General features: G+C 58.8%; 20 protein-coding genes, 1 tRNA gene and 1 pseudogene. 16 read left to right on the top strand and 6 right to left on the bottom strand.

From position 1 onward, the window contains the following. Positions 1-12 precede the first annotated feature (12 nt). A complete protein-coding gene (locus AC07X9_RS02940; protein ID WP_026002081.1) occupies positions 13-1,422 on the bottom strand; it encodes a circularly permuted type 2 ATP-grasp protein in 1,410 nt (469 codons plus the stop codon). Between the two features lie 133 nt (positions 1,423-1,555). Between AC07X9_RS02940 and AC07X9_RS02935 the strand changes: the two genes are divergently transcribed. From AC07X9_RS02935 to AC07X9_RS02910, 6 genes are all read left to right on the top strand, one after another. Continuing rightward, complete coding sequence (locus AC07X9_RS02935) at positions 1,556-2,398, top strand: alpha/beta hydrolase (protein WP_017181333.1); 843 nt, start codon at positions 1,556-1,558, stop codon at positions 2,396-2,398. 97 nt (positions 2,399-2,495) lie between these two features. Then, positions 2,496-2,572: transfer RNA gene (locus AC07X9_RS02930), tRNA-Met, on the top strand. Between the two features lie 317 nt (positions 2,573-2,889). After that, positions 2,890-4,440, top strand: a complete 1,551-nt coding sequence (locus tag AC07X9_RS02925) for a type I restriction-modification system subunit M (RefSeq protein ID WP_254908028.1) — start codon at positions 2,890-2,892, stop codon at positions 4,438-4,440. Beyond that, complete coding sequence (locus tag AC07X9_RS02920) at positions 4,430-5,713, top strand: restriction endonuclease subunit S (RefSeq protein ID WP_140159555.1); 1,284 nt, start codon at positions 4,430-4,432, stop codon at positions 5,711-5,713. The genes AC07X9_RS02925 and AC07X9_RS02920 overlap by 11 nt, the downstream gene beginning before the upstream one ends. A gap of 8 nt (positions 5,714-5,721) precedes the next feature. Continuing rightward, a complete protein-coding gene (locus AC07X9_RS02915; RefSeq protein ID WP_086485470.1) occupies positions 5,722-6,408 on the top strand; it encodes an abortive infection family protein in 687 nt (228 codons plus the stop codon). After that, positions 6,405-9,551: a type I restriction endonuclease subunit R gene (locus tag AC07X9_RS02910; RefSeq protein WP_086485469.1), complete on the top strand. Its 3,147-nt coding sequence runs from the start codon at positions 6,405-6,407 to the stop codon at positions 9,549-9,551. The genes AC07X9_RS02915 and AC07X9_RS02910 overlap by 4 nt, the downstream gene beginning before the upstream one ends. Before the next feature lie 28 nt (positions 9,552-9,579). Here AC07X9_RS02910 and AC07X9_RS02905 read toward each other — a convergent pair whose 3' ends face one another. Both AC07X9_RS02905 and traA read right to left on the bottom strand, forming a co-directional pair. Further along, positions 9,580-10,341: a DUF6118 family protein gene (locus AC07X9_RS02905; protein WP_086485468.1), complete on the bottom strand. Its 762-nt coding sequence runs from the start codon at positions 10,339-10,341 to the stop codon at positions 9,580-9,582. A gap of 18 nt (positions 10,342-10,359) precedes the next feature. Then, entirely contained in the window at positions 10,360-13,353 is a 2,994-nt protein-coding gene (gene traA / locus AC07X9_RS02900) for a Ti-type conjugative transfer relaxase TraA (protein ID WP_086485467.1), read from the bottom strand. Positions 13,354-13,526: 173 nt separating this feature from the next. On the opposite strand from traA, the gene AC07X9_RS02895 reads away from it, so the two are divergent. Together AC07X9_RS02895 and AC07X9_RS02890 are read left to right on the top strand one after the other, a co-directional pair. Next, positions 13,527-13,832, top strand: a complete 306-nt coding sequence (locus AC07X9_RS02895) for a conjugal transfer protein TraD (protein WP_086485466.1) — start codon at positions 13,527-13,529, stop codon at positions 13,830-13,832. Between the two features lie 22 nt (positions 13,833-13,854). Next, a complete protein-coding gene (locus AC07X9_RS02890; protein ID WP_086485465.1) occupies positions 13,855-14,085 on the top strand; it encodes a conjugal transfer protein TraD in 231 nt (76 codons plus the stop codon). Here AC07X9_RS02890 and AC07X9_RS02885 read toward each other — a convergent pair. Together AC07X9_RS02885 and AC07X9_RS02880 are read right to left on the bottom strand one after the other, a co-directional pair. After that, positions 14,082-15,596, bottom strand: a complete 1,515-nt coding sequence (locus tag AC07X9_RS02885) for a HEPN domain-containing protein (protein ID WP_086485464.1) — start codon at positions 15,594-15,596, stop codon at positions 14,082-14,084. The two genes, AC07X9_RS02890 and AC07X9_RS02885, sit on opposite strands and share 4 nt — an antisense overlap. Further along, a complete protein-coding gene (locus AC07X9_RS02880) occupies positions 15,593-16,045 on the bottom strand; it encodes a hypothetical protein (RefSeq protein ID WP_495197978.1) in 453 nt (150 codons plus the stop codon). The genes AC07X9_RS02885 and AC07X9_RS02880 overlap by 4 nt, the downstream gene beginning before the upstream one ends. Positions 16,046-16,362: 317 nt before the next feature. Between AC07X9_RS02880 and AC07X9_RS02875 the strand changes: the two genes are divergently transcribed. After that, positions 16,363-16,620, top strand: coding sequence for a hypothetical protein (locus AC07X9_RS02875; protein WP_086485462.1), 258 nt, complete (start codon positions 16,363-16,365; stop codon positions 16,618-16,620). A gap of 550 nt (positions 16,621-17,170) precedes the next feature. Here the strand turns inward: AC07X9_RS02875 and AC07X9_RS02870 are convergent. Further along, positions 17,171-17,743: pseudogene (locus AC07X9_RS02870) on the bottom strand (IS110 family transposase); the annotation flags it as partial. Positions 17,744-18,206: 463 nt separating this feature from the next. Here AC07X9_RS02870 and AC07X9_RS02865 point away from each other — a divergent pair. From AC07X9_RS02865 to AC07X9_RS02835, 7 genes are all read left to right on the top strand, one after another. Continuing rightward, the gene (locus AC07X9_RS02865; RefSeq protein WP_086485461.1) at positions 18,207-20,777 is read left to right on the top strand and encodes a TonB-dependent receptor; all 2,571 of its coding nucleotides are present in this window, start codon (positions 18,207-18,209) and stop codon (positions 20,775-20,777) included. A 67-nt stretch (positions 20,778-20,844) separates the two neighbouring features. Beyond that, on the top strand, positions 20,845-21,375 hold the full coding sequence (locus AC07X9_RS02860) for a cupin domain-containing protein (RefSeq protein ID WP_086485460.1): 531 nt from the start codon (positions 20,845-20,847) through the stop codon (positions 21,373-21,375). Then, positions 21,368-22,552, top strand: coding sequence for a cytochrome P450 (locus tag AC07X9_RS02855; protein ID WP_086485459.1), 1,185 nt, complete (start codon positions 21,368-21,370; stop codon positions 22,550-22,552). Before AC07X9_RS02860 ends, AC07X9_RS02855 begins: the two co-directional genes overlap by 8 nt. 25 nt (positions 22,553-22,577) lie before the next feature. Beyond that, complete coding sequence (locus AC07X9_RS02850) at positions 22,578-23,657, top strand: Rieske 2Fe-2S domain-containing protein (protein WP_086485458.1); 1,080 nt, start codon at positions 22,578-22,580, stop codon at positions 23,655-23,657. Between the two features lie 110 nt (positions 23,658-23,767). Further along, positions 23,768-24,430 carry an FCD domain-containing protein gene (locus tag AC07X9_RS02845; protein WP_254908027.1) on the top strand — a complete coding sequence of 221 codons (663 nt, stop codon included), beginning with the start codon at positions 23,768-23,770 and terminating at the stop codon, positions 24,428-24,430. 216 nt (positions 24,431-24,646) lie between these two features. Next, positions 24,647-25,510: a fumarylacetoacetate hydrolase family protein gene (locus tag AC07X9_RS02840; protein ID WP_086485456.1), complete on the top strand. Its 864-nt coding sequence runs from the start codon at positions 24,647-24,649 to the stop codon at positions 25,508-25,510. Between the two features lie 46 nt (positions 25,511-25,556). After that, positions 25,557-26,435, top strand: a complete 879-nt coding sequence (locus AC07X9_RS02835; RefSeq protein ID WP_086485455.1) for an alpha/beta hydrolase — start codon at positions 25,557-25,559, stop codon at positions 26,433-26,435. Positions 26,436-26,452 lie beyond the last annotated feature (17 nt).

The following is a 26,452-nucleotide window of genomic DNA, read 5'->3' as shown; positions in this document are numbered from 1 at the left end:
GACGAGCCATCATCAATCCTGCATGACCCATGTGTCCTTCACGCCGCCGCCCTGGCTGGAATTGACAACCAGCGATCCTTCGGTCAGCGCAACGCGGGTCAGGCCGCCCGGCACCAGCCGCAATTGCTTGCCGACCAGGCAATAGGGACGGAAATCGGCGTGGCGACCCACGACGCTGGCGGGGCCGAGCGTGGGGACGGTGGACAGGTCCAGCGTCGGTTGCGCAATGAACTTTCCCGGATCGGCGCGGATGCGCGCGGCATAGGCCTCCACTTCGTCTTTCGACGATTTCGGCCCGATCAACATGCCGTACCCGCCCGATCCATGAACTTCCTTGGCCACCAGATCGTGCAGATTTTCCAGCACATAGGCGCATTCGTCCGGCTTGCTGCATTGCCAGGTCTGGATATTGTCCAGGATCGGCACCTCGCCCAGATAGAAGCGGATCATTTCGGGCACGTAGATATAGACCGCCTTGTCATCGGCGATGCCCGATCCGGGTGCCGAAGCCAGCGTCACGCCGCCATTGCGATAGACGTTGAAAATGCCCGGCACGCCCAGCAGGCTGTCCGGGCGGAACACCAGCGGGTCGAGATATTCGTCGTCGATACGGCGATAGATGACGTCGACGGCCTTCGGTCCCAGCGTGGTTTTCATCCACACCCGGCCTTCATCGACGAACAGGTCCGCCGGCTCGACCAGTTCGACGCCCATCAGGTCGGCGAGGAAACTATGCTCATAATAGGCGCTGTTAAGCGATCCAGGCGTCAGCACGACGACGACCGGATCGCCGGTGCAGGCGGGTGGCGCGACTTCTTTCAGGCTCTTCAACAGCTCGGCGGGATAGTCGTCGACCGGCGCGACAATTCCCTGCGCGAACAGTTCAGGGAACATGCGCGTCATGATGTCGCGATTTTCAAGCATGTAGGACACGCCCGACGGGGTGCGGCAATTATCCTCCAGCACTTCGAAACTGCCCGGCCCGGTGCGAACGATGTCGATGCCCACGATATGGCTATAGACTTTGCCGGGGGGCGAAAAGTCGGCCATTTCGGCCAGATAGGCGCTGTTCTGGTAGATGATGTCGGCAGGCATGATGCCGGCCTTCACAATCTCCCCGCGATGATAGACGTCGTGCAGGAAGGCGTTGAGCGCACGGGCGCGCTGGCGAATGCCCTTGTCCAGCACACGCCATTCCTGCGCGGTAAAGATGCGCGGCAGCAGGTCGAAGGGGATCAGTCGTTCAGGATCGCCCCCCTCCCCATAGACGGCGAAGGTGATGCCGATGCGGCGGAAGATCGCCTCTGCCTCGTCCAGTCGACGGTTAAGCCCGGAAATGCCCGTTCGCTCCACCCATTTCTGCACTTCAGCGTAGCAGGGGCGTATCGAACCATCAGGCTCAAACATTTCATGGAAGGGCAAGTTGTCGATCCTCCCTCAGCCAATATGGCTGGTTGTGCGTTGCAACATTAGGACGTGGCGCAAAAAAGATTGCAACAGAAAAATCGCGCAGACGCCCGCCATTACGCTATTCCCGCCTCCAAACGGCATGGGAATGATGATGCAGGGCAGAAAAACATGGCTGGTCGCGGCGGCATTGATGCTGGCGTCCTGCGCTTCGGGCATACGCGAACAGATATACAAGGCCGACGCCACGCCCATCAGCGTCGCCCAATGGACCAAGGCGCCGCCCCAGCCTTTGCCGGTACGGACCGAGGACGGTTTGTCACTGACCGGCTATTATTGGCCGGGTGATCCCGGCGATCATGACGTCATCCTCTTCTTCCACGGGCGCGGATCGAACCAGGGGGTCGCCGCGCGCTATGCCGAACATCTGACCGGGCATGGCGATCATGTCATCGTCGTGTCCTATCGCGGCTTTGGCGGCAATCCGGGCAGCCCGACACAGGCAGGACTGGTGGCCGATGGCCGCGCTTTCGTCGCGCGGGCGCGGCAACTTGTCGGAACGGACGCCCATGTCTTTCTGGTCGGCCATTCGCTGGGCGGCGCGGTGGCGCTGCATGTCGGGGCGACAGCGCCGGTAACGGGTGTGGTCACCCTGTCGACCTTCGACAAGCTGGCGGAATCGGCACCGGGCGCAGTCGGCCTGCTGCTGCCAGACAAATGGAACAATCTGGATGCCGCGACCAAGATCCATGCACCGCTGGTGATGATGCTGGGCACTGCCGACGACCGGGTGGAATTGAGCCAGGCCGACGCGCTGTTCGATGCCGCGGGCACCCCCGCTACCTTGCTGACCATGCCGGGCGCGGGCCATAATCCCGACATGAGCCAGCTTGGCCCGCTGGTGAACGAAGCCGTCGGCGCGATCGATTCGGGCACGATCGCGGCTTATCCCGCGACGCTGCCGCCAGGCTGGAGCGTGCGTCGCAAATAAGTTGCGTTCTACCCGCATTACCCCCGTTGACCGACCCGTCCCTGCTGCGTATAGCGCCGCCTCACCGCAGGGCCACACGCCCCGCGCGGCCCCATGGGGCGGAGTAGCTCAGCTGGTTAGAGCAGCGGAATCATAATCCGCGTGTCGGGGGTTCAAGTCCCTCCTCCGCTACCATTCAAGTATTTTATCTTGTTGTTTTTGAACGATAAGGTTGTTCCTGAATCAATCGCAGACCACTTTTGTTCCCACTTTTTATGTGAGTTGGGATGGTATGATTCGGCACAAGTCGGGACGACGTCTCCCATTAGATCTGGCGCAGGCTACGCCAGAGGGTGATGCCTCTCCAACGGGCCGAGGAGATCTTCCTATTGGGAAGATAGATTTTATCGTCTAGGCTTGGAATTGTTCTGCCCGGCGGATAGGGACCACCTAACTTGTCGAAACTGGGGAATGTTGAAATGGCTCGTGGACGACCAAGGAAAGTCGCGACGGTGCCAGATAAGCCGAATTCTCGCGAATTTGAGGCTCCTCTTTGGGCTGCGGCTGACAAGCTTCGCGGCAACATGGATGCGGCGGAGTATAAACATGTCGCGCTTGGGCTGATTTTCCTCAAATACATTTCTGATCGCTTCAACGAGCGCAAGGCGGAAGCCGAAGCTGACTCGGAAAGCGCCTTCCTTGCTGATGAGCGGGATTGGTATGCAGCCGAAAGCGTGTTCTGGGTGCCAGAACATGCTCGGTGGGAGTATCTCAAGGAAAACGCAACCAGCACCACGCCAACCATTGGCGAGCTGATCGACACCGCAATGATCGCCATCGAGAGCGAGAACCCAACCCTCAAAGGCGTGCTGACCAAGAATTATGCCCGGCCAGAGCTGGACCAGACCAAGCTGGCCGAAGTGGTCAAGCTTTTCTCCGATCTGGCATTCCGCGATTCTCATCATGGGCAAGACGTGCTGGGCCGCGTCTATGAGTATTTCCTTGGCCAGTTTGCCATCGCAGAGGGTAAACGCGGCGGGCAGTATTATACTGCCGGGTGCGTCGTACGCCTGCTGGTGGCGATGATCGAGCCGTTCAAGGGCCGCGTGTATGACCCATGTTGCGGGTCAGGCGGCATGTTCGTGCAATCCGAACAGTTCATTGAGGCGCACGAGGGCGGGCGAAACGACATTTCGATCTATGGGCAGGAGTCCAACCCCACGACATGGCGGCTGGCCAAGATGAACCTGGCCATCAGGGGCATCGAGGCAAACCTTGGCAGCAAGTGGGCTGACAGCTTCCACGAGGATATGCACCCCAGCATCAAAGCGGATTACATCCTTGCCAACCCGCCCTTTAATCAGAGCGACTGGGGACAGGAACGTTTGCAAGGCGATGTCCGCTGGCAATTCGGCACGCCGCCCGGTGGCAATGCCAACTTCGGCTGGGTTCAGCATATTTATCACCATCTGGCTCCGCACGGCATCGCGGGCTTTGTGCTGGCCAATGGCTCGCTGTCTAGCCAGCAATCGGGCGAAGGCGAAATCCGCCAGCGGCTGATTGAAAAAGACGTGATCGACTGCATCGTGGCTCTTCCCGGCCAGCTTTTTTCGACCACACAGATTCCGGTGTGCTTGTGGTTCGTCGCACGCGACAAGTCGAACGGTATAGTGAAGGACAAGAAGCTGCGTGACCGACGCGGCGACGTGCTGTTCATTGATGCGCGCAATCATGGAGCGATGGTAACGCGGACGCTGAAAGAGCTGACCGCTGAGGACGTGGCGACCATCGCTGATACCTATCATGCATGGCGGGAAAAGAACGGCAAGTATGAGGACGTGCCCGGCTTCGCCAAATCGGTGAAAATCGAAGAAATTGCTGCCAAACGGTTCGTGCTGACGCCGGGCATGTATGTGGAGCAGGCGGCGCAGGCAGAGGATGACGAGCCTTTTGCGGAAAAGATGGTCCGGCTCACCACAACACTAAAAAAGCAGATGGAACGCGGCAATGTGCTCGATTTTGAAATCCGCAGCCAACTGAAGAAGGTTGGTTATGGCTGGTGAGTGGCAACAAATGGCTGCTGCTCAGGCGTTCATTATCAACCCAAGGATAAAGCCGCCACATGCGAGAAGTTTGCCGTTTGTGGATATGGCGGCGGTTGATGGCAGCGCTCAGTATGTGGAAGCCTCGCAAACGCGCGGCCTAGGTGGCGGTTCACGCTTCGAAGATGGCGATACGCTCATGGCCCGCATCACGCCGTGCCTTGAAAACGGCAAGATTGCACGTTTTCGGTCCACAGATCGGCACGGATTTGGTTTCGGTTCAACGGAGTTCATCGTGTTTCGGGGCCGCGATGGTGTGACAACATCGGACTTTGCCTTTTACACGGTCAAGAGTCAGGTGTTTCGAGATTTTGCCATTTCTCAGATGAGCGGCACTTCAGGGCGCCAACGTGTTCCGACAACATGCTTTGAACACCTGCACTTGAGCATCCCGCCAATCAAAGTGCAGGAAGATATAACAGCCGTTTTGTCCTCGCTTGACGAGAAAATTGAAATCAACCGAAAGGCTGCTGCAACGCTGGAGGAAATGGCGCGGGCGCTTTTCAAGTGCTGGTTTGTCGATTTCGATCCTGTCCATGCAAACGCCGAGGGTCGCGACACTGGTTTACCCGCTGACATCGCCGCACTTTTCCCGGATTGCTTTGACGATGAAGGGTTGCCGAAGGAATGGAAGCAAAGCACTGTCGGTGAGCTGTTTTCTATCGTGGCCGGAAACACGCCGTCCACTAAGCAAGCCGAATACTGGGGCGGGGCTCATGCATGGGCGACTCCTAAGGACATGTCTGGCCTACCGGGACCACTGCTAACCCAAACCGACCGCTCGTTGACCGAACAGGGCTTCAATGTTTGCAGTTCGGGGAAAATACCAGAAATGTCTCTGCTGATGTCGTCGCGTGCGCCTATAGGATACCTCGCCTTTAACGCTCTGCCTGTAAGCATCAATCAGGGCATTGCGGCATTTGTGGAAAAGACGCTTTCGCCTTTCTATGCTTGGGCTTGGTGCCATGAAAACATGAAGCTTATCAAGTCGAATGCTAACGGATCGACTTTTCAAGAAATAAGCAAAGGCGTTCTGCGGACCGTTGCCATGATTAAGCCTTCTCCCGCTGTCCATGATGCGTTTGTTGCAATCATGAAAACAACATTCTCCCGCATCGTGCAATTGGCTGAGGAAACCGCATCCCTCACCAGCCTTCGGGATGAATTGCTGCCCAAACTCCTGTCTGGTGAATTGGGCGTTGCTGACACTGAATCCGTGATCGCGGCTGCATAGAGGAACGCATGGCCTATCAGCTCCAGCTCCTTCGCAACCTCATCGAGGGGCACCCGGAGCAGGCCGGCAATCTTGAGCTGCACGTCCGGGCGCTGGAACAGCGCATCGAGCAACTGCCCGACACTTGCCTTGCCAGCGTCCGCACAATCTTTGAGGCTGCGCAAGCATCCATCGGACTGTCTCTGAATATCGAGTTTGGCCGCGATGGCCTTCCCGGTCGCATGACCAAGGTTATTGAAGCCTTCGACTTCACGATGACCGATCACCCGGACGGCGACAAAATCCATGAGGAGTTGTCCGCACTCATCAAGGGCATTGAAGAAACGACCACCGCGCTTGCCCGTCTGAGCAACATTCCCAACATGCGCCACGGCGGCGCGCTCGATTGGGCCGTGCTGCAGCGCCAGCACGCTTACATGCTTGGCGGGTTGTGCGATGCGCTGGTGTCGTTCCTGCTCGATGTCGCTTGGAGCCGTCCATCAAAAGATTTCGAAGCAGCGTCCGGCCCATCCTATGATTTGGCAGGCGCATTCAACGACAATCTTGACAGCGAATATGAGCTGGTTGAAATCGCTGGGTCGATTTTTGAACCAAGCCGCATCCTGTTCACGCTGGATGCCACACAATATGAGGCGGCACTGACCGAATGGCGGCTGACCAACCCCGCCGATGGTGAACTGGAAGCCGCCGCATGACCTACCCCACCGGCGGCGCTTCACCCCCAAGCCGATTCAACGAGGGCGCGGTTGAACTGGCGGCACTGAGCTGGCTCGATCTTTCCGGGTGGCAGGTGCTGCCAGGTGATTATCTGGCACCCGATGGCCCCATGAGTGCCCGCACCAACTACAAGCAGACGGTGCTGGAGGGGCAACTCCGCGATGCGCTTGCTACGCTCAATCCCGATGCAACTTCAACGCTGGTTGAAGCGGCCGTTCGGGCGGTATTGGCCGCGCCAACCCAGAATTTGCTGGAAAACAACCGGGCCTTCCATGAGCTGCTGGTCTTCGGCGTGCCAGTGGAATTGAACGAGAATGGCGAAAGCCGGACTGTTCGCTTGCGTTTGATCGATCAGAAGAAGCCGGACAACAACAGCTTCATCGCTGCCAACCAGTTTGTCGTGCAAGCTGAGCGGCATACGATCAGGCCGGACATCGTTCTGTTCATTAACGGCTTGCCGCTGGCAGTGCTGGAATTGAAAAATCCTGCCGATGAAAACGCCACGATGGATCGGGCGCACGAGCAGCTTCAAAACTACAAGAACAAGGCGCCAGAACTGTTCCGCTTCAACGCGGCGCTGGTCATCAGCGACGGGATGGAAGCGCGCATCGGCTCGCTGACTTCCGGGCTGGACCGTTTCCAGCCGTGGCGGACCATCGACGGCGAAAAGCATGACGACTTTGGCCGGGCAGAACTGGAAGTGCTCATCAAGGGCGCACTCGATCCGTCGCGGCTGCTGGACCTGGCGTTCGATTACACGGCCTTTGAAATGGCCGATGGTGTGGTCAAATCGAAGAAGCTGGCAGGCTATCACCAGTTCCATGCCGTGCGTCGGGCGCTGACATCGACCGTAAAAGCGGCGGGCGAAGGCGGACACCGCAAGGGCGGCGTGATCTGGCATACGCAAGGCAGCGGCAAATCGCTGACCATGCTGTTCTATGTCCGCCAGCTTCAACTGGCGAAGAAGTTGAAAAATCCGACAATTGTTGTGGTGACGGACCGCAACGATTTGGAGGATCAGCTCTTCAAGACCTTCACCGCCCACGGTAGCGCCATTCGTGGTGAGCCGCGCAACGCTGAAACAGTGGCGGCGGTGCGGGAACTGCTCAAGGTTGATATTGGCGGGCTGGTGTTCACGACCATACAGCGGTTTCGCGGTGACGATGGTGAGCACCCGTTGCTGACTGATCGCAGCAACGTGATCGTGATCGCCGATGAAGCGCACCGTTCGCAATACGGCCTCAACCGCCGCTTTGTGACTCGCGGCGATGAAGTGCGCGAAGAAGTAGGCTTCGCTGAATATCTGCGCCAAGCCCTGCCCCACGCCACGTTCATCGGCTTCACCGGCACGCCGATTGACGAAAAGGATCGCAGCACAGCGGCGGTGTTTGGCGACGTGATCGACACTTACGACATGACCCAATCGGTCATCGACAAAGCGACGGTGCCGATCCACTATTCTGCCCGGCTCGCCAAGCTGATGCTTCGGCTCGATGCGGAGCAACGCGAAGAGCTGGACGCGCTTGCCGAAGAACTGACGGAAGGCAGCGACGTGCGCGCCGCCGAACAGTTGAAGGCAAAGTTTAGCCGGTTTGAGGAAATTGTCGGCTCCAAGGAGCGGGTCGAAACCGTTGCCGCTGACATCGTTGCGCATTTCGAGGAACGCAAGGTTGCAATGGGCGGCGGCAAGGGCATGATCGTGGCGATCAGTCGCCAAGTCGCTGTTGCCCTTTATGATGAGATCGCCCGTTTGCGCCCGGCGTGGGTTGGCGCTGATCCGGCGAATGATGGTGACGGCATGATGAAAGTCGTCATCACCGGCAACAATGCCGATCCTCAAGCCATGCAGCCCCACATCCGCACAAAGTCGCGGCTGGAAGAAATTGCAGACCGTTTCAAAAATCCCAAGTCCGGCTTTGACCTCGTGATCGTGCGAGACATGTGGCTGACGGGCTTTGACGCGCCTTCGCTCCATACCCTCTATATCGACAAGCCGATGCGCGGGCATGGCCTCATGCAAGCCATCGCACGCGTCAATCGCGTGTTCGGTTCTAAGCCCGGCGGCCTAATCGTCGATTATCTCGGCATAGGTGCAGAGTTACGCGCGGCGCTGGCGCAGTACAGCGCGCGCGATCAGGAGCAGGTCAGCCTCAACATGGATGAGGCAGTGCGCCAGCTTCTCAGCAAGGTTGAATCTGCACTTGCCTTGCTCGGCAAGGTCAACTGGAATGCGTTTTTTGATGCTGAGCCAACAGCCCGCCTAACCATCCTTAAACAATGCCTTGAGGAAATCCTGTCCAGCGATCACCGTGCGGAGTTCGTTGATCTGGCGACCCAAGCCGAAGCAGCCTTTGCCATCGCGGCGGGTGACGAACGCGCCTCTGCCAAACGGCAGGAAGTTGCCCTGATCGTCGCATTGCGGGCGAACCTCGTCAAATATACGGCTGGCAAGGGCGGGCGCGGCAGGCATGCGATCGAGCAGGAAATCCGCCAGCTCATGTCGCAAGCCGTAATGTCAGATGGCATTCTTGACGTGTTCAAGGACGCGGGGCTTGAGCAGCCTGATCTTGCGATACTGTCCGATGACTTCCTGCTGGAAGTAAAGCAAACCAAGCAGCCCAATTTGGCAGTAGAAACGCTGCGGCGGCTTTTGCAAGGAAACATCAAGGCGCGCGAACGACTGAACATCGTCGAGGCGCGAAAGCTCAGTGAGAGACTCGACGATGTGCTGACCAGGTATCACAATCGCGCAGTGGACAGCTTGCAGGTGATCGATGAGTTGATTTCGCTTGCCCGGGAAGTGGCCGCGTCCGCCAAGCGCGGCGAAGAGCTGGGCATGGCCCCAGAAGAGCTGGCATTTTACGATGCCTTGGCTGAGAATGGATCAGCAAGGGATTTGATGGAACGCGAGACGCTTCGCACCCTTGCGCAACTATTGGTCAAAGCAATTCGCAGCACCGTGACTGTCGATTGGACGCAAAAAGAAAGTGTCCGCGCTAAAATGCGGATCGAGGTTCGCAAGTTGCTGGCCCGCTATGGCTATCCGCCCGATTTGCAAAAAGCGGCAGTCGATCTGGTTTTAGAGCAAGCAAACGCAATAGCAATCGACTGGGCTTTGTAGCTCTTTTGAAAAAGGTGGTGAACTGACTCTAATTCTTGCTTCGCATTTCGATTTTAATAATGCATCGAGCTGACTGATTAGTCTTGGCTGCCTGCCGCTCGCATGCGTCGATGGCCTCGCGGTTCTCCCGCGCCAGGTCGGCGGCATCCACGATCGCCTGCCAGCCTTCCGGGTCCCCGGCGCGCATCATGCGGATTCCTGCGTCCCATAGCGATGCCTCGCCCAGTGTGCGACGGGCCACCCGTTCCGGCCAAAGCCAGCTTTGCGGGCCGATGCTGGCCGCCCAGCCGGGATATATCAGCCAGAGAAGCGACACGGCTAGCGCCGCGCCGCTGCCGCAATAGAACATTTGCCAACGCTGTTCCCGCTTGGTGCGAACGGTGCCGATCGCGCGCATCTGATCCGCATGGGCTTGATGATGCAATTCCAGCGATTTCTTGATGGTCGCCTTGTCCGTCGCTCGTGCGGCATCCGCCGCAACGTCGATCCGCTCCGCCATGCTCTCCGGCGTCAACTGCATGGCGGGCGCATCCATGATCTTCTGCGTATATCCTGCCAGCGTTGCGAGATAGCCGTTCATCTTGGCAAGCGTCGGGCCATAGTCGGGGAATTCGAGGCTCTGCTTCTCGATGGCGATATGCTCAAGCGCGCGGGCCACCACGGCCATGCGCCCTTCAAGCCGTTCCTCCATAACAGCCACGCGCTCCGAGAGGTGCGCGAAAGCTTCGGCGGCGGCATTGGGCTGGGGTTCGGGGGCCGATTCGTTCAAAAGGCTCTGCTCGTCGTCCATGTCATGGTCTCCTTGGGGTTAGCGGCTCATGCCGCGACTGATGTCGCGTCCGTGATCGAAGGGGATGGAGGATGCGAGGTCGTGGGAGAGGCTGCGCGCCCCCTGCTGGCCGATCTCAAGCCCAAGTTCACGGCTGCGCAGGCCCAGCACCGATTCAAGCTGAGCGTCGCGCTCAAGGCTTTTCGCCATGCCCGCCATCTGCTGCGCGGCACTTTTCGCGCCCCGGAAATTGCCGTCGCGCACAAGCTCGGCATGATGGCGCTGCAATTGCTGCCACCCTTCCACGAACCTGTCGGCCCGCTGGAAGGGGTCCATGCGGATTTCGGTCTCCAATTGCATCGCCCGCACGGCGGCCTGGCCGCGCCCCTCGGCAGTCTCGCGGACAAGCTCCGGGCTGTTATGGAACGCGCTATTTAGGTCGGACGAACCTTCGGGCCGGATGGCGTCCAGAACATCGCGCGCCTTGTCGAGCGACTCGCGCTGGTGCGGCATGGCGTCCAAACCTTGCGCGCGCGTCTGCTGGATCGATTGCCATGCCTTGGCGTAGCGCTCCACCGCGCCGCGTACGCCGCCAGCCCGAAGCGGCTGCGCGTCATGTTCGGGCTGGCGCTGAACGGCCCGCTCCTGCGCGGGCGACTCAGCCTTGGGCTGGAAGCCCGCAAATATGTCGCGTTCCTGCTGCGGCGGAATAGTGGGCCGGAAATTGTCGAAAATCCCGCGCGCTTTCTCGACCATGGGCCTGACGATTTCCGCGATCCGCTCGCCAAAGGTGATACCGCGCCGCTCGGCATATTCCCTTGCGGGGTCTTCCTTCTGGTAGTCGGTCGCCATATCCTTGCCGCGCTCACGGCTGAGCGTGCGAACAAGCCGGGACTGATCGCGGAAATCGTCGCGGCCATAATGGAGCGCCATGCCGTCACGATGACGGGACATGGCAACATAAGCCCCGTGACGATCCATCCCCGGCGTCGCCAGCACATGCGCCCTATCCACGGTGATGCCCTGCGCCTTGTGGATGGTAGCGGCATAGCCATGGTCGAGGTCGCGATAATCCTTGGTGTCGAACGATACGACACGCCCGTCATCGGTGCGGACGGACATACGTCCTTCACTCACATGTTCGATGGTGCCCAGCGTGCCGTTCTTCACCTCAAGGCTGCGTTCGTTGCGCAGGAACATGATGCGATCGCCCGACGCGAACAGACGGTCACCGCGCTCGGTCTTCACCTGGCGCTCGTCGACCAATTCACCTGCGCTTCGCATCGCCGCGCGCGCGGCATCATTGATTTCGCGCACCTCCGCATTGGTGTGGGTCAGGATGATGCGGCTCGCATCGGGATTGGCTTGCCGCTCGCGATCCCAACGCTCGACCAGCTCACGCCGCGCGTCTTCGCGTGTCTCGGCCTGATGCACCATGTTCTTGTCGGCATAGGCGGCAATCGCCTCGCCGGTCCTGCCGGTCGCCAGATGCCGGGTAGCATTCTGCTGCCATCCTTCATGCTGGCGGCGAACCTGGGTGATCTCCACGCCGCCATGGCGCTCATGGATCGCGCGGAACGCTGCGCCTGCCTCGATCGACTGCAATTGCTGTGGATCGCCGACAAGCACGACCTTCGCGCCAGCCTCGGCGGCATGGGACAGGACACGCTCCATCTGGCGCGTACTGACCATGCCCGCCTCGTCAATCACCAGAACGTCGCGGTCGGTCAGAAGATCGCGACCCTGCGCCCAGCCATGTTCAAGTGCAGCGATGGTGCGCGACGCGATGCCGGAGCCGTTCTCCAGCCCCTCGGCGGCGATGCCCGCAAGCGCTGCGCCGCGCACATTCAGCCCCGCGCTTTCCCACACGTCGCGGGCCACGCCCAGCATGGCGCTTTTGCCGGTCCCGGCATAACCCAGCACCAGTGACAATCCGCGTCCACCGGTTATATGGCGCAGCGCGGCTTCCTGCTCTGCTCCCAGGGCAAGGCCACCCCTCTCGGCGGCGCGACTGGCGTAGGTCGCAGCCGCCGAGAGACCATCGCTCCGGTCCATCGCAAGCCGGTCAGCGGCGCGGCTCATCCGCTGTTCGGTCTCGATCATATCGCGCGACGTGAACCGCTCGTCGCCGCGCCCGTCCTTGCCCAGGGCGATCAGGTCCGGCGAACCGCGTACCGCGCGGATGGCGGCGTTGAACTGCTCGTGCCCGTCGCTATGCCGGTGGATGAACATCGCCATATCGCGGTTGGTGAACGTCGCCTGTTGGTGAGTAATGGCGTTGAGCGCGATGCCGGGATCGGCGATGATGCGTTCGCCATTCTCCCGCGCGATCTCGCGGTGCATCTCGGCGCGGTCGGCTTCCAGCCCCTGGGCGTCCATCCGGTGCGCGGGGCCGCCGATCTTGCTTTGTGGCTCAAGGTCGATGCCCTGATCGGCCAGACTGCGGCGATCGATGCGCGCGTCTATGTCGAGTTCGGCAAGGCGCACGTTGACGTGACTCTCCCAGCGTTCGCGCCAGCGCTCGACATTTTCATGATCGTTCCATTCGCGCACCTTCGCCCCGAAGCCAGCGGTGCCGTCCTCGTGCTGCACAACCTCCCGCATGGTAAGCATGACATGGGCGTGCGGTTTGGGTTGGCCGTCCGCGCCTATATCCCAATGCACGTTGAGGTCGGCGATCATGCCGCGATCGACAAACTCGGCGGATACGAAATCGCGGGCCAGTTCGATGCCCTGCGCCTTGGACATTTCGCGCGGAATGGCGAACTCGACCTCGCGGGTAAGCTGGGCGTCCTTGCGCTTCTCGAATACCTCGACATCATTCCAGAGGCGTTCGCGGTCGCGCCATTGTTCCGGCGCGCCCTCCGGCAACAGTATTTCGCTATGCTCGACGCCGGAGCGGGCACGGAAATCATGGTCGCGATCAAGGCGCTCGTCGTGCAGGCGTTCGCCCGCACGATAGGCGGCAGCGGAGACGGCGGAACGGCCCGCCGCGCGACTGATGACCTGCACGGAGAAATGGAAAATCGCCATGACGATCGTCCATCTACCCCGCACAAGCGCACGTCGGAACGACGTATAAGCGCGCCCTTCTCGAAAATTTCTCGGACGGGACTAGGCAGTGTCAGGCTGTCCCGGCGACTCTACTGCGCAGCGGGCAAGATCATCTTATCATAGCCTCATCGTCACTCAATGGAGACTTTACGATGCGCAAGCCCCGCGATTTTGATTCGGAACTCAAAGCCCTGGCCGACAAGGCCAAGGCGCTCAGGGAGCGGCGCGTGCGCCAGCTTGGCGAACTGGTGACGGCGACCGGGGCCGATGCGCTCGACGCCGATGTGCTGGCCGGGGCGCTGCTCCATGCCGTCACGGTGAAAGACGCCGCGACGAAGGAGGGCTGGCGCAAGGCGGGCGCGGCGTTCTTTCTCGGCAAGGGCGGCAAGCCTGCGGGCGGATCTTCTGGCCAGCAAAGCGGCACTCTCCCGCTCGACGGCAGCGCGGCATCGGCTTGAGGCTCGGAAAGCGCGAACCGACATGCGGGACTGGCAGGTCAAGCGGCGGGAGAGAACGCGGCATCTGATCGAAATGGGCGGCCTCGTCATCAAGGCGGGCCTTATCGATCTGACCAATGATGACCGGGCGACGCTCTACGGCGCGTTCCTCACGGTTGCCGACCGGTTGCGCGGCGAGGAACGCGCCAACGCGCTTGCCCTTTGGAAGCGCAAAGGTAAGCGGGCCTTCGAGGCGGAACAGGACGGAGGTTAGCGCGAAACTGACAAGCGCACATTGCTGTCTGGTTCTGCCTGATACTCGACCATCGCCGCCATTGGCGGGCGGCTCTTGTCGCAATAGCGCACGGTGATGAAGTCTTCCCGGATCGCAGGGCACAGGCCGGAGCCATAGAGAATGTCCGCGAGTGCGTCGAAGGTCGTCGCTTTGGCGCGATAGGCTCCGGTCCACCGCACAGTCCAAATGTCGTCGTTGGCTTTGACTCGGTAGCCCGCCCTCTGCGCAACCCCCATGACCGCGCCAAGCACCGTGTCCGCGCGCACGTCGAAGTCCAGCACGGCGGACAGGTCGGCGGGTTCGGAACGGACGGCCTGCGCGGACTTTACCCGCCATAGCGTTGCCTCGGCACCCGCCATGAAGAAGCACAGGCAGACAATCGCCAAGGGCATATGGTCAACCCAGTCCCTGCACCTGTCGGAGCGCCAGTACCGGCGAACGGGAACGAGCGGATTCCATCGGCCCTGTGGCGGGGCGATACGTCGCACAATCCGCCATGTCCGTTGCAGCATATTGGCGCGGCGAGCAGGCTGGGAAAGGTCTATCGCTGTCGTCGGCTCTGCCGGTGGCGGGAGCATTGGCGCTGGCAGGCTTTCGGCAAGCAAAGCTTGATGATCCGCGCAGGCGAACGCTGCCCGTACCTGCAATATCTTCACCCGCGCGAACGCCCATGCCAGTTCCTCGTCCGAAATGCGGTAAGATTGCCCATAGCGGGCTTCGACATAGGCTCGGCGGATACAGCCGAACGCGCGCCGCTCGAAGCGGCTGTCTCGCGGCCATGCCGAACATAGGTGCGGGTCCAGCGCCTCCGCCGCCTCGCGCAGTTCATCGAGCGCATGGGTGCGCGGGGCGTGAAGGCTGATCGACCGCAACACACACAGATAGAAATGCTCGCAGGCTTGATGCAGCATCAGCGCTGCCATCGGCCCATCGCCCCGGTGCCGATAAAAAGCCGCACCGTCCAGAAATCCGGTTCCGCGATTATGCCACCGGATGAACTCCGCCACGCCCCGGATAGCCCGTTCCCGCACCGGAAGGTGGCGCGGCTCTTTCAGCCGCAAGCCATCCATCTGGTAGAGCACGATACCCTGCTCTGCGATGGTGACGAAATGCGGGACGCCTTCGACAAGAGCGCCGTTCATCCGCTCAAGGCTCTCCATAGACAGCCGTACCGGCCGGGTAATTTCGCCATGCTCCCACGCGCGACGAAGACGGTCACGCACCAGCCGCCAGTCGCGTTCGCTGCGGGCAAGGCGGGAATAGTTGACGATCGCCAGCAGCCGGAACGCTTCCCCCGGCGCGACCTCTTCCCAACCATTCTCGGTATGTGGGCCATGCAGGATCACGGTTAGGATGCGGCCCGCCCGGAAATGTTCGGAGCAACGGCCTTTGGTCGTTTCCTCGAACGCCTCGAACAGGATCGTGGTGACGTGAAGAAGCTCCTCGCGGATCGGTGCAGGCAGATGGTCGGCATCGGTGCGCAGCATCATGACCGCGCCCCCTGTGGGCGGCGCTGGCAACCTTTTGGGCGCGGGTGACCGGTCACGTCATGGACGCGATCCACCAGGGTACGCACAAGGGGCGTAATCATGGCGGGAATGAAGCCGCCCGTGCGGGGCCGGTCTTCCTCCCAATCATGATAATGATAGCCCCATTTCCAATAGGGCGAGAGAACCGTCGCCAGCCGCGCCATGTCAGGGCAGTCATGGCCAAAGCCGCACGCATTGGAGTAGGCAAGTGCCTTGGCGATGTCCTGCTTAATGTGGCTCGCGTTCCACGCATCGGCAAAGCCCATATCCAGCAGATAGGCGCACAGGGCCTGCTGGGTCACGAAACCGGCCTGATGTAGCGCTTCCTTTGCATGTCGCGGCTCGGTGAGGAAATCCGCTTCCAGCGTGGTCATCCACCGTTCCGCATTGTGATAGCGGAAGCGGCTCATGCTTCGTCCCCCTCTCGTCCGCACAAGTGTCGCGGGTTCGTCTTCGTAGCGTTGGTGAAGCGCCGACAGTGCGCCACCCCAGGGCGAGGCAATCGCCGACGCGGCGACCGGCGCGATAGCCAATCCGCACAGCAGGGCGCGGCGAGATTTGGAGACAAGCATACGCACCTCCGTTCCGCATCCATCGCAAGAAGGCGAGATATGACGGGCGGATACGGAACGGTCCCGGCACTCCCACGTGATTCGCGATGCCGATTGCGCAATGGCCCTTCGAGAAAGCCGCTGCATCATATACGCCATCGTTTAATCAGTAAACGATGGCGTATATTCAAATAAACGGTGGCGTCAATAGGTTTGATTTGGAAATTAAGATTCTACCCGATAGCGACAAGTCGATGGGACGCCCGCCACTTGGAATGAAGCCGACGACGATCAGGCTAACTACCGACACGATCCGTCGTATCGAGGCGCTTGTCGGCAACCGCAGGCTTGCCTTGTTCATCCGCGAGGCGGTGGAGAACGAATTGCAGCGGCGCGAGAATCCGGAAGCGTCCACGGGTCCGGGTAACCCCTGAACGAAACATTTCGGCGGCGGTTGTCGGACGCCTGGCCAATCCGACAGTGATTGCCAGGAACTCCGTGAAACGGCGTAGCCACGCGGCACCGATTTTAATGGTATCGACGCAATAATGCGCCGCTAGTGGCCGAAATTGGTGATTTCCGATTGGCGAATGTGCGCCAATCCAGGCCGTCCAATTAGGAAAATAGAGCGCCAATGAGCGGTCAGTCCGCTTATGACGGGGGCTGGGACAAGGACGAACCCGTTGCGCGGGAGTGGCGTTTGGCGCGAGGTTGCGGCGTAATGGCACGGTGTTGAGCGACGCGGAGTCGCCATGAGATTGTGAGGTTCCTTGAACGCAAAGGAACTCACCATGGATACCACGATTACCACCGCGTCAAGCGGTTCGCTGCGCCAGCGGATGTTGCAGGATGTGAAGATTCGAGGCTTGGGGGCGCATACTCAGAAGGACTACATTCGCCACGTCCGATCCTTGTCGCCTTTCTGGGCCGTCCTCCCGATACAGCCAGCGCAGAGGACCTCCGGCGATTTCAACTTGATCAGCATCGACGCGCTGTGGGGCCGGCGACCATCGGCATCATGATAGGTGCAAGGTCGCCGCGCCCATCCAGTAGACGACAAACATGCTCATCGAACTTGCCTCCCTTGGCGGAAGGGACGATCAGGCCAAACGTCTTCATCAGCCCGCGGATCTGGTTGGAAAGCTCGACCGCAATCCTCAGCAGCCTGTTGCGGGCGGCCATGCGCGTGCGTGAAATCATACTCTCAAAGCCCTTCACACGCACTTCGCGGAAGAAGCCTATCTCGGCCAGATGCGCCAGTCCGTCGGCATCGTTCGCATCGGTCTTGTTAGGCGCCATATCAAGGGCCGCCTTGGCATGCCGTGCGTCGATGCAGATCGCTGGTAGCCCTTCGGCCTTCAAGGCATGGAAAAACCACACCGACAGCGGCCCGGTCTCAAATACAACGCGCTTCGCATAGGGCGCCCGCTTGCTGACAAGCTTTGCCAAAGCTGCAGGGTCTGACGCGCACTTGCCGCGCCAAATCCGCTTGCCCTCACGACGGTTAGAAACGGCAGTCTCTTTCATCGACACGTCCAGTCCGATATACTCTTCCATGGCTGTTCTCCGCTAGATGCTTGGGCCCGGCGTCCAGTCGTGAGCCCGTACTTCCATCTTATCGGGGGGCAGCCACCTCCTCTTCAACACCTGCGCGCAAACATCTCGATGACTCGCTCCCGCGATTCCCCATGTGTGAAAACTCTGAAGCGGCGGCTTTGAGAAGGGAGTCCATTTCACAAACTGCGTTGCCGGGAGTTGAACGCAGCGGTGCCTTTAAGTCGCAATGGCTTTCAGGATTGCCTTGCTACCCATGATGGTGAGCACCGTCGTGTGTTTGCGAAATTTTTCACATATTTTAGAATGCCATCTCGCCCAAGGCTCATCCAATTTCCTCCAAAGCCCTATTATAAAGGCTTTTGCGCTCCACGCCGCGGAAACTTATATAATTACGAAATTTATTGCATTTGCCGAAATTTGGTGAGAAACAGGCATCGATAGAAAAACAAAGGGGAGATTTGGGATGTTTCGTCATAAGGCAGTTTTGCTTGCCGGGCTGTCGCTAATTGGCGTGGACGCGCCAGCTTGGGGCCAAGTAGCAGCCCAGGATCCCGGAGTGGATCAGCCAACGGAAGGCGGCACTCCTTCACTGGCTGAAATCGTTGTTACTGCCCAAAAACGCGCGCAGAACGTACAAGACGTTCCCATCGCCATCGCCGCTTTCGGTGGACAAGCCATCCAAGAGCGCGGGATCACCGACGTGTCGGCCCTCGGCAACATTACCCCCAGCGTCGTTTTGGACGCAGGCACTCCATTTGCTGGATCGGGTGCTGCCCTGGGGGCGACAATCCGAGGCATCGGCCAGAATGACTTTGCGGTCAATGTGGACCCCGGTGTCGGGGTCTACGTCGACGGAGTATACCTGGCGCGAACAGTCGGTGCGAACGTCTCTCTTCCCGATGTCGAACGCATTGAAATTCTGAAAGGGCCTCAGGGCACCCTTTTCGGTCGTAACACGATCGGTGGCGCAATAAGCATCGTCACCCATGACCCCGGCGACGAGTTCCGGTTCCGGGGATCGGTAACGACCGGAAAATACAGCCGTCTCGATGTGGCCGGGACAACTGATATCCCGATCTCCGAAACGCTAAAATCCTCGTTCACCTTTGCCAGCAATAGCCGCGATGGTTTTGTCAAACGCGCTCCCTACACGCAAGCAACGCCTTTCGTTCAAGAGTCCAACACGCTCTATCGAGAGGTTGGCTATCGCTCTTCCGACCGCGAAGGTGGCATCAGTGATTGGTCCATCCGCAGCAAGTTGAAGTGGGAAGCTGCCCCCAACTTCAAGGTCACGCTGACCGGTGACTATTACAAGCAGAACACCTCAGGGCTGCCGAACCTTGTGCTGGACGTGCTGGATGATTTTCCGGGAAGCTTTGCAGGTCAAGGGGTGCCGCTGGTCCCCGGTTCAGCTTTGACGCCAGGAACTGGCTTCAACTTCGCCGGGCTTTACAACTTCTGCATCAATTCAACGCAGGCCCAGATTCTTGCGCGCAACGCGCAGTCAATATGCGGGCCACGTGGGTCCGAGCTTAACCCGTCCAGCATCCTGCCTCCGCTGGGCGCTGCCAATACCGATGCCGATCCGAGCAATAATCGCCTTCCCTTCGATGATCGCTGGGTAAACAGCGATTGGAACCGAAGCTATGCCACTGGCAACAGCTTTGCCAAGTCAAAGACATGGGGCTTTTCCAGTACGATCGACTGGGACATTTCAAAGGATATCACACTCAAGTCCATCACCGGTTACCGTGAGCTAACCTGGGCATCGGGTTTTGATGGCGATAACTCCCCGATAAACTATCTGCACGTATCCAACTCGGCCAAGCAGCACCAGTTCAGCCAGGAACTGCAGCTGATCGGTAAGACCGATAGCCTCGGCGGCACGCTCAATTATGTCCTGGGCGGCTACTACTTCAAGGAAAAGGCTGCTGAAGACAGTTATGTCACGATCGGCAACGGACTTCTGCAAATTCGCGGTCCGATTGACGTGGACAATGAAAATGTCGCCTTCTTCGGACAGGCTGACTGGCGCATCAACGACTGGCTCGGCTTCACTGTCGGTGGTCGCTACACTTCCGAGACCAAGGCGTTCGACGCGCGGCAAACCGATTTTGCCGGCTTCAACTATGACCTGTTCAATTGCCCGGTTTCCGTCCCGGTTTGCCCAGGCATTCTTGGCTTTCCGGTGCCATCTGAACCACTTCGGGTGTATCCGGCCAACACGCCTGATCGTAAGTTTGAAAACTTCTCGCCGAAGTTCGGGGTCCAGCTTTACCCGACAGAGGACACGATGCTGTATGGCTCGTATACTGAGGGATACAAAGTTGGCGGATGGAGCACGCGACTTCAGAACCCAACGGCTGTCGCACCAGCTTTCGATGATGAGCAGGCGACGACTTACGAAATTGGTGTAAAAACAACGCTGCTCAACCGTCGCTTGCGCGTCAACGTGGCTGCGTTCAAAACCGACTACCGCAACATCCAGTTGCTCTTCCAGCGCGGCACCAACCCGGTAATCGAAAATGCCGGTGTCGCAGATATCAAGGGTATCGAGGCAGATGTAACGGCATCAATCACCCGGGACATCAGCCTGACGATGTCGGCAGGATATCTGGACGCAAAGCTGACGAAGGTCGTTGGCCCAACCGGTCCCGATAGCGTGCAACTTGGCACCATCGCAGGGTCAACGCTTCCCAAGGTGCCGAAATTCACCTTCAACATCTCGCCACGCATCGAATTGCCTCTTGGCGCCGGAGACGCCAAGCTAGTCGCGCAAGGTGACTACACCCATACGTCGTCGATGTGGAACGATGCCCAGCGCACGTTCCTGCTGCAACGGCCGGTAACCGATGTATTCAATGCCAGCCTGATGTTCGATAGCGGCAATCACTGGACCTTGACGTTCGGCGGAAGCAACCTGTCAAACGAAAGGTTCATCGTGAACGGCGTGGGGCAAAAATCAGGCGGCCTGACTTATGCATCCCCAAATCGTCCCCGTGAATGGTACGCACGGTTTGGAATCGACTTCTAACTCGACCATAAAAGTCTGCATATCGAGGGGGAGAGCTGCGGCCTCCCCCAATTTGGGAGAAAAGTCGATGCGGCGCGTTGTTACTGGCGTGATTGACGGCAAAGCCGTATTTTTAGCCGATGGCGAGCCGGAAAATGCCCATGATTATGTGGGTTGGCCCGGGCATATGACATCAGTGATCTGGGCTACTGCAGCCTCTGTGCAGTTGCCCCTGCAGTTGGCCGACCAGCCAGTCTCTGGCTCGCAAGTAGCACCCGGCCCCGGTGAAACGCGCCTTATGATCGTTCGCTTTCCGCCCGATACCATCTTCGCTGATCCGAGGTTCGACGGTCCAGGCTATGGCGCGGAGGCGGCTGTCCACTTACCCGGCCTTATCGATGCCTTCGAACCAGATGGCAGCGGTTTCCACACCACGCTCAGCGTGGATTACGATGTTGTTCTCGACGGGGAAATCTGGCTCGAACTGGATGACGGGGCTGAAACCTGCCTAAAGCAAGGCGATGTGGTCGTCCAAGGCGGTACTCGTCATGCCTGGCGCAACCGTAGCGATCGCGATACCACGATGCTGTTTGTCCTGATCGGCGCAATTCATGGTTGATCTTGCCACGCTCCCGCCCTCGCTCGACGTCGATCCATTTGCAGATTCCGTGCGCGCTGATCCTTACGAGTGCTTTCGGCAAATTCGTGATGAAGGGCCCGTTTGCTACCTCGACAAGTACGGCGTCTATGCCATCGCACGTCATCAGGAGCTGAAAGATGCGCTGCTCAACTGGACAGATTTCAGCTCGGCAAGCGGCGTGGCACTTAATGATCTGATGAACTCACTTATGGTGGGCACGGTCCTCACCAGCGACCCACCAGACCATACGCAACTTCGCCAGATACTTGGCCGCCCACTCGCTTCTGCGCGACTTGCGCTCCTGCGCCAGCAGCTCCGCGAACTTGCCCATGAACGGGTGAAGAAGCTTGTGCGGCGCGGGCGAATAGATGCGATGGCCGACATTGCCATGCTTCTTCCGATAACAGTCGTTTCAGAAATGGTCGGACTTCCCGAAGAGGGTCGAGAACGAATGCTGGAATGGGCCGGAGCCGCCTTTAACGGCATGGCTCCCGCCGGGCTTCAGCTTTGCGATGACGCCTTTCCGATAATGGGCAGCCTGGTCGAATACATTACAGACCCTCAACTGGTTCAGAAGCTAAAGCCCGACAGCTGGGCCGCTCAATTGTGGTCCACTGTCGAAGCTGGCGAACTGTCCGCCGAAGCGTTCCGGTCGATCATCCAAGGTTATGTTTCACCCTCACTCGACACGACCATTTTCGCCGTCGGCAATCTCATCTGGCTGCTAGCCACAAACCCTGCACAGTGGGCCGAACTCAAGGCCGACAGAGCACTGATACCGCGCTGCCTGAACGAGAGCCTGCGGATAGAAAGCCCTGCCCTAGGCTTCTCGCGAGTTACACGTCGAGACGTCGAAATCGGCGGCATCGGCGTTCCTAAAGGCGCAAGGGTCATCACCCTACTCGCCGCTGCGAACCGCGACGAACGTAGATACGCAGAGCCTGACCGCTTCGACATTCGCCGTGATGCCCGTGACCACCTTGCATTCGGTGGGGGCGTGCATCGATGCGTAGGCGGGAACCTTGCGATGCTTGAGCTGACAGCTGTTCTCGAGGCACTCGTAGACCAGGTCGACAGCATCGAGCTTCACAGCTTTGTCCGCGCACAAAACGCGATATTGCGAGGCTTCGAGAAGCTTGAAGTCACACTGAATTGAACCGACGACGGGTTGGAGATCCAAGATGTTTCCGAAGAATTGCTGGTATGTAGCAGCGACGACATCTGAAGTGCAGGCGGGCAGCATTCTGGCTCGAACAATCTGCGAACTTCCAATGGCTATTTTCCGGACTGGCGATGGAGAAGTTGGCATTCTCTTGGATCGCTGCCCTCACCGGCTTTTCCCGCTATCAGAAGGAAACATCGAAGGGCCGGGTCTGCGCTGCGCTTATCATGGGCTCGTATTTGAAACAGACGGCAAATGCAGCGAGATTCCCAGTCAGCCTGAAATTCCGGCCAACGCGTGCGCAACTGCTTATCCCGTTCGCGAACAGCATGGCCTTATCTGGGTTTGGCCGGGGGAAACGGCGCTGGCCGACGAAACCCCTCTACCCGCGTTTGAGACAGGCGCCGGCTATCTGGCCGGTCTTGATTTCAGCTGCCTTGAGCCATCCGAAACCTGGGGTGTGGCCGGACCAAATGTAATCCACCTCAACGCAGGTTACATGCTGGCAGTCGATAACCTGATGGATCTGACCCATACTGCGTTCGTTCACGCCAAAACCTTTGATAACGGCGGAATTCTTGGCTCAGACCGCACCGTCAAAGCCGTAGGCAAAAGTCAGCTCATCGATTTCTTTGCATTCAAGAACACCATGTCTGCGCCACTGCGGACGGGATACATGCTCGACCCAGAAGTGCCGCTGTTTGACAACTTCCTCGAAACCTACTGGCAAGCGCCCGGCGTTATGATCCTAGTTCATGGGGCAGTGCCAGAAGGCGGCGACCGGGAAGCCGATGGTGCGATTGTCCTGAACACCAATATTCTCACGCCTGCGACCCGGACCACTTCGCACTACTTCTGGGCGCAGTCGGTCTACAAGAATCGCGGCGACGGCAGCGTTCGCGATCTGTGGGACGTCATGACACAAGCAGCCTTTGCCGAAGACGAGGAAACACTCGACAAACAGCAGATGAACCTAGACAGGTTCGGCAGCATCACGCTCGACGACGATGTTGCACTCGTACTCAAGGCCGACAAGGCCATTGTCTTGGCACGCCGCATCGTAAATCGTATGGTCAAAGAAGAGGCGACGGTCGGGTGAACCTGATCGCGCACCGGAGCGCAACCGTCTTGCGCATCTGATCAGACGAGGTTTTCTTGGCGGCACTTAGCGTAACTCCGGCCCGGTCCCATTCGCTTTCGGGGGGAACCTTGGCTACCGACGTGTTGCGGCGCCTGCGGGAAGACATCATCACTTGCGTGCACAAGCCAGGCGAAAAGCTTCGTTTTGAAGCGTTACGGGGCTTCTATGGAGTGAGCTATTCCACGCTGCGTGAAGCCCTTTCCCGACTAGCGTCGGAAGGACTTGTAACCACTGAAGGTCAGCGCGGCTTCTATGTCTCCCCGATATCCGAGGAAGATCTTCTGGATATTGCAGATGCCCGTGTTGTGCTCGAACTGGAGTGCCTCGAACGAGCAATGACCCGCGGCAAGGCTGATTGGGAAGCAAACATATTAGCTGCCTTTCATCGGCTCGACCGGCTGGAAGATTCGATGGGTGAAGAATTGCGGACCACGCCGGATTGGGATGATCTGCATATGCAGTTCCATGACGCGCTGGTTGCAGCAGCCGAATCCCCTACCTTGAGCGAACTACGCCATCTGCTCTTTGAACGGGCACGCAGATATCGCAGAATTTCTGCAATCGTCCGAAAAGAGCCACGCAAAAAATCAAGTGAGCATCGCGTGATGATGGAGGCAGTGATCTCGCGCGATGTTCAAAATGCCAAGGACATCATGGAGCGTCATATCCGTGAGGTCGCGCAGAATGTCTTGCACAACGGCCTGCTGATCGGGGCCGTGAAGGTCGCTTAGTCGCGCGACAGCCCCATCAACCTCGAGCCAAGGTATCGCCCCCCTACGACTCGCTTATTTCAGTTTTTCGAAATTTCTGCACAATTCATGAAGCAACATCGCATTTTGCGAATTTTGGGCGATTTTCTAACAAATATTCCTTTCAGAATTTCGAAATTATGGTTATGCACCTGACGGTGACCGGTAAGAACGGACACTGTTGGGAAGGCTCTGCAGATGAAACTGGTCAGCTTCGCGGTAGATGGCGAGTGCGGCTATGGCGTGGTTGATGACGATGTCGTCATCAGGCTTAACCATTCAAAAAACGCACCGGCTGATCTCAGGTCAGCTATTGCCAAGGGTGTGTTAAACGCTCTTGCAGCGGACGACGGAAATGCACGCATTCCGCTTGCCAGCGTCGAGCTGCTTGCGCCCATTCCCAACCCCGGCAAAATCCTCTGCGTGGCAACCAATTTCCGCGAGCCATCGTTGGAAAGCAAGCCAGAACCTAGTTTTCCACTTGTTTTTACGAGGTTTTCCGATTCCGTCGTGGGACATGGCGAGCCTTTACGGAAATCGTCCCTCACGCAAAAATATGACTTCGAGGGCGAGCTTGCCGTGATCATCGGCAGGCCTGGCTACAAGATCGAACGTGCCCATGCGATGAATCATGTCGCCGGATACTCGTGTTTCAATGACGGTAGCGTGCGCGACTGGCAAAAGCATTCGACCCAATTCACGCCCGGCAAGAACTTCTACAAAAGCGGCAGCATGGGTCCTTGGCTCATTACTGCCGATGAGGTGCCGAACCTCAATGAACTGACCCTGCAAACCCGCGTAAATGGAGTGGTCAAGCAATCCATCGGTGTGGGTCAGATGATTTTCGATATTCCTTGGCTCATTGCCTACTTTTCGTCATTCACACCACTGAATGCCGGAGACATCATTGCCACCGGCACACCATCAGGCTTTGGCTCCACTCGCAATCCACCTGAGTTTCTCAACGACGGCGATCTTGTTGAAGTCGAGATCAATGGTGTCGGGTTGCTGCGCAACACTGTTCGGGATGAGCCCGCATTATCACCTGCCAGTGGCAAATAGCCGCATGGCCGTCACCCGCTGACATCAGCCATTACGGAGAATTGACTTGCAAGAAGCAATCACATTCCAATCTGACGGATTGACCTTGTCGGGCGTGCTGCATGTCCCAGAACGCTATACTGGCGAGCCACTTCCGGCATTTATAGTCTGTCACGGCTTTGTCGGTTCCAAAGATGAAAGCCACGCCCAAATTCAAGCGGAAATGATGGAGCAGTTCGGCTACGTCGCCCTGCGATTCGACTTCCGGTGCTGCGGTGAGAGCGAAGGCGAACGCGGCCAAGTGCGCTGCTTTGACCAGGTAGCTGACGCCAAGAATGCTCTGACTTGGCTGGCGCAACGTCCAGAAGTCGATGGCAAGCGCATTGGCATTACAGGCCATAGTTTCGGTGCGGCGGTGTCTGTCTATACAGCAGGCGTCGACGACCGCGTCGCTTGTTGCGTCTCGTCATGTGGCTGGGGCGACGGTGAACGCAAGTTTCGCGGTCAGCACCCGACGCAGGAGTCCTGGGACCGCTTTGCTGGCCTTCTGGAAGAAGGACGCAAGCACAAGCAGGCAACAGGTGAAAGCCTCTGGATGTCGCGTTTCGATGCGGTCCCCATCCCCGAAGCCTTGCGCAAGAATCTGTCACCTAAAGCGATCATGGAAATTCCGACCGAGACGGCCTGGTCGATGATGAACTTTCGCGCAGACGATGTTGTAGCCAATATCGCACCACGTCCTTTGCTGCTGTTCCACACAGCCAACGACACGATCACGCCTACCATCGAATCTGTCAGAATGTTTGAAAGGGCCGGCCAGCCAACCGAGCTTCTGCTGGTTGATACGACGGCCCACTTCCCCCTGGCGCCCGCCGATGCGCCACGAACGAAGGCGATCATGAAGGGGTGGCTGGACAAGTTCTTCCCTTCGCCCCTCGCCAAGTGAACAGCATCTCCAAGGAA

The sequence above is a fragment of the Sphingobium sp. GW456-12-10-14-TSB1 genome, assembly GCF_059424385.1.
Note: the sequence above shows the minus strand (reverse complement) of the source record. Positions and strands in the feature narration are given on the sequence as shown.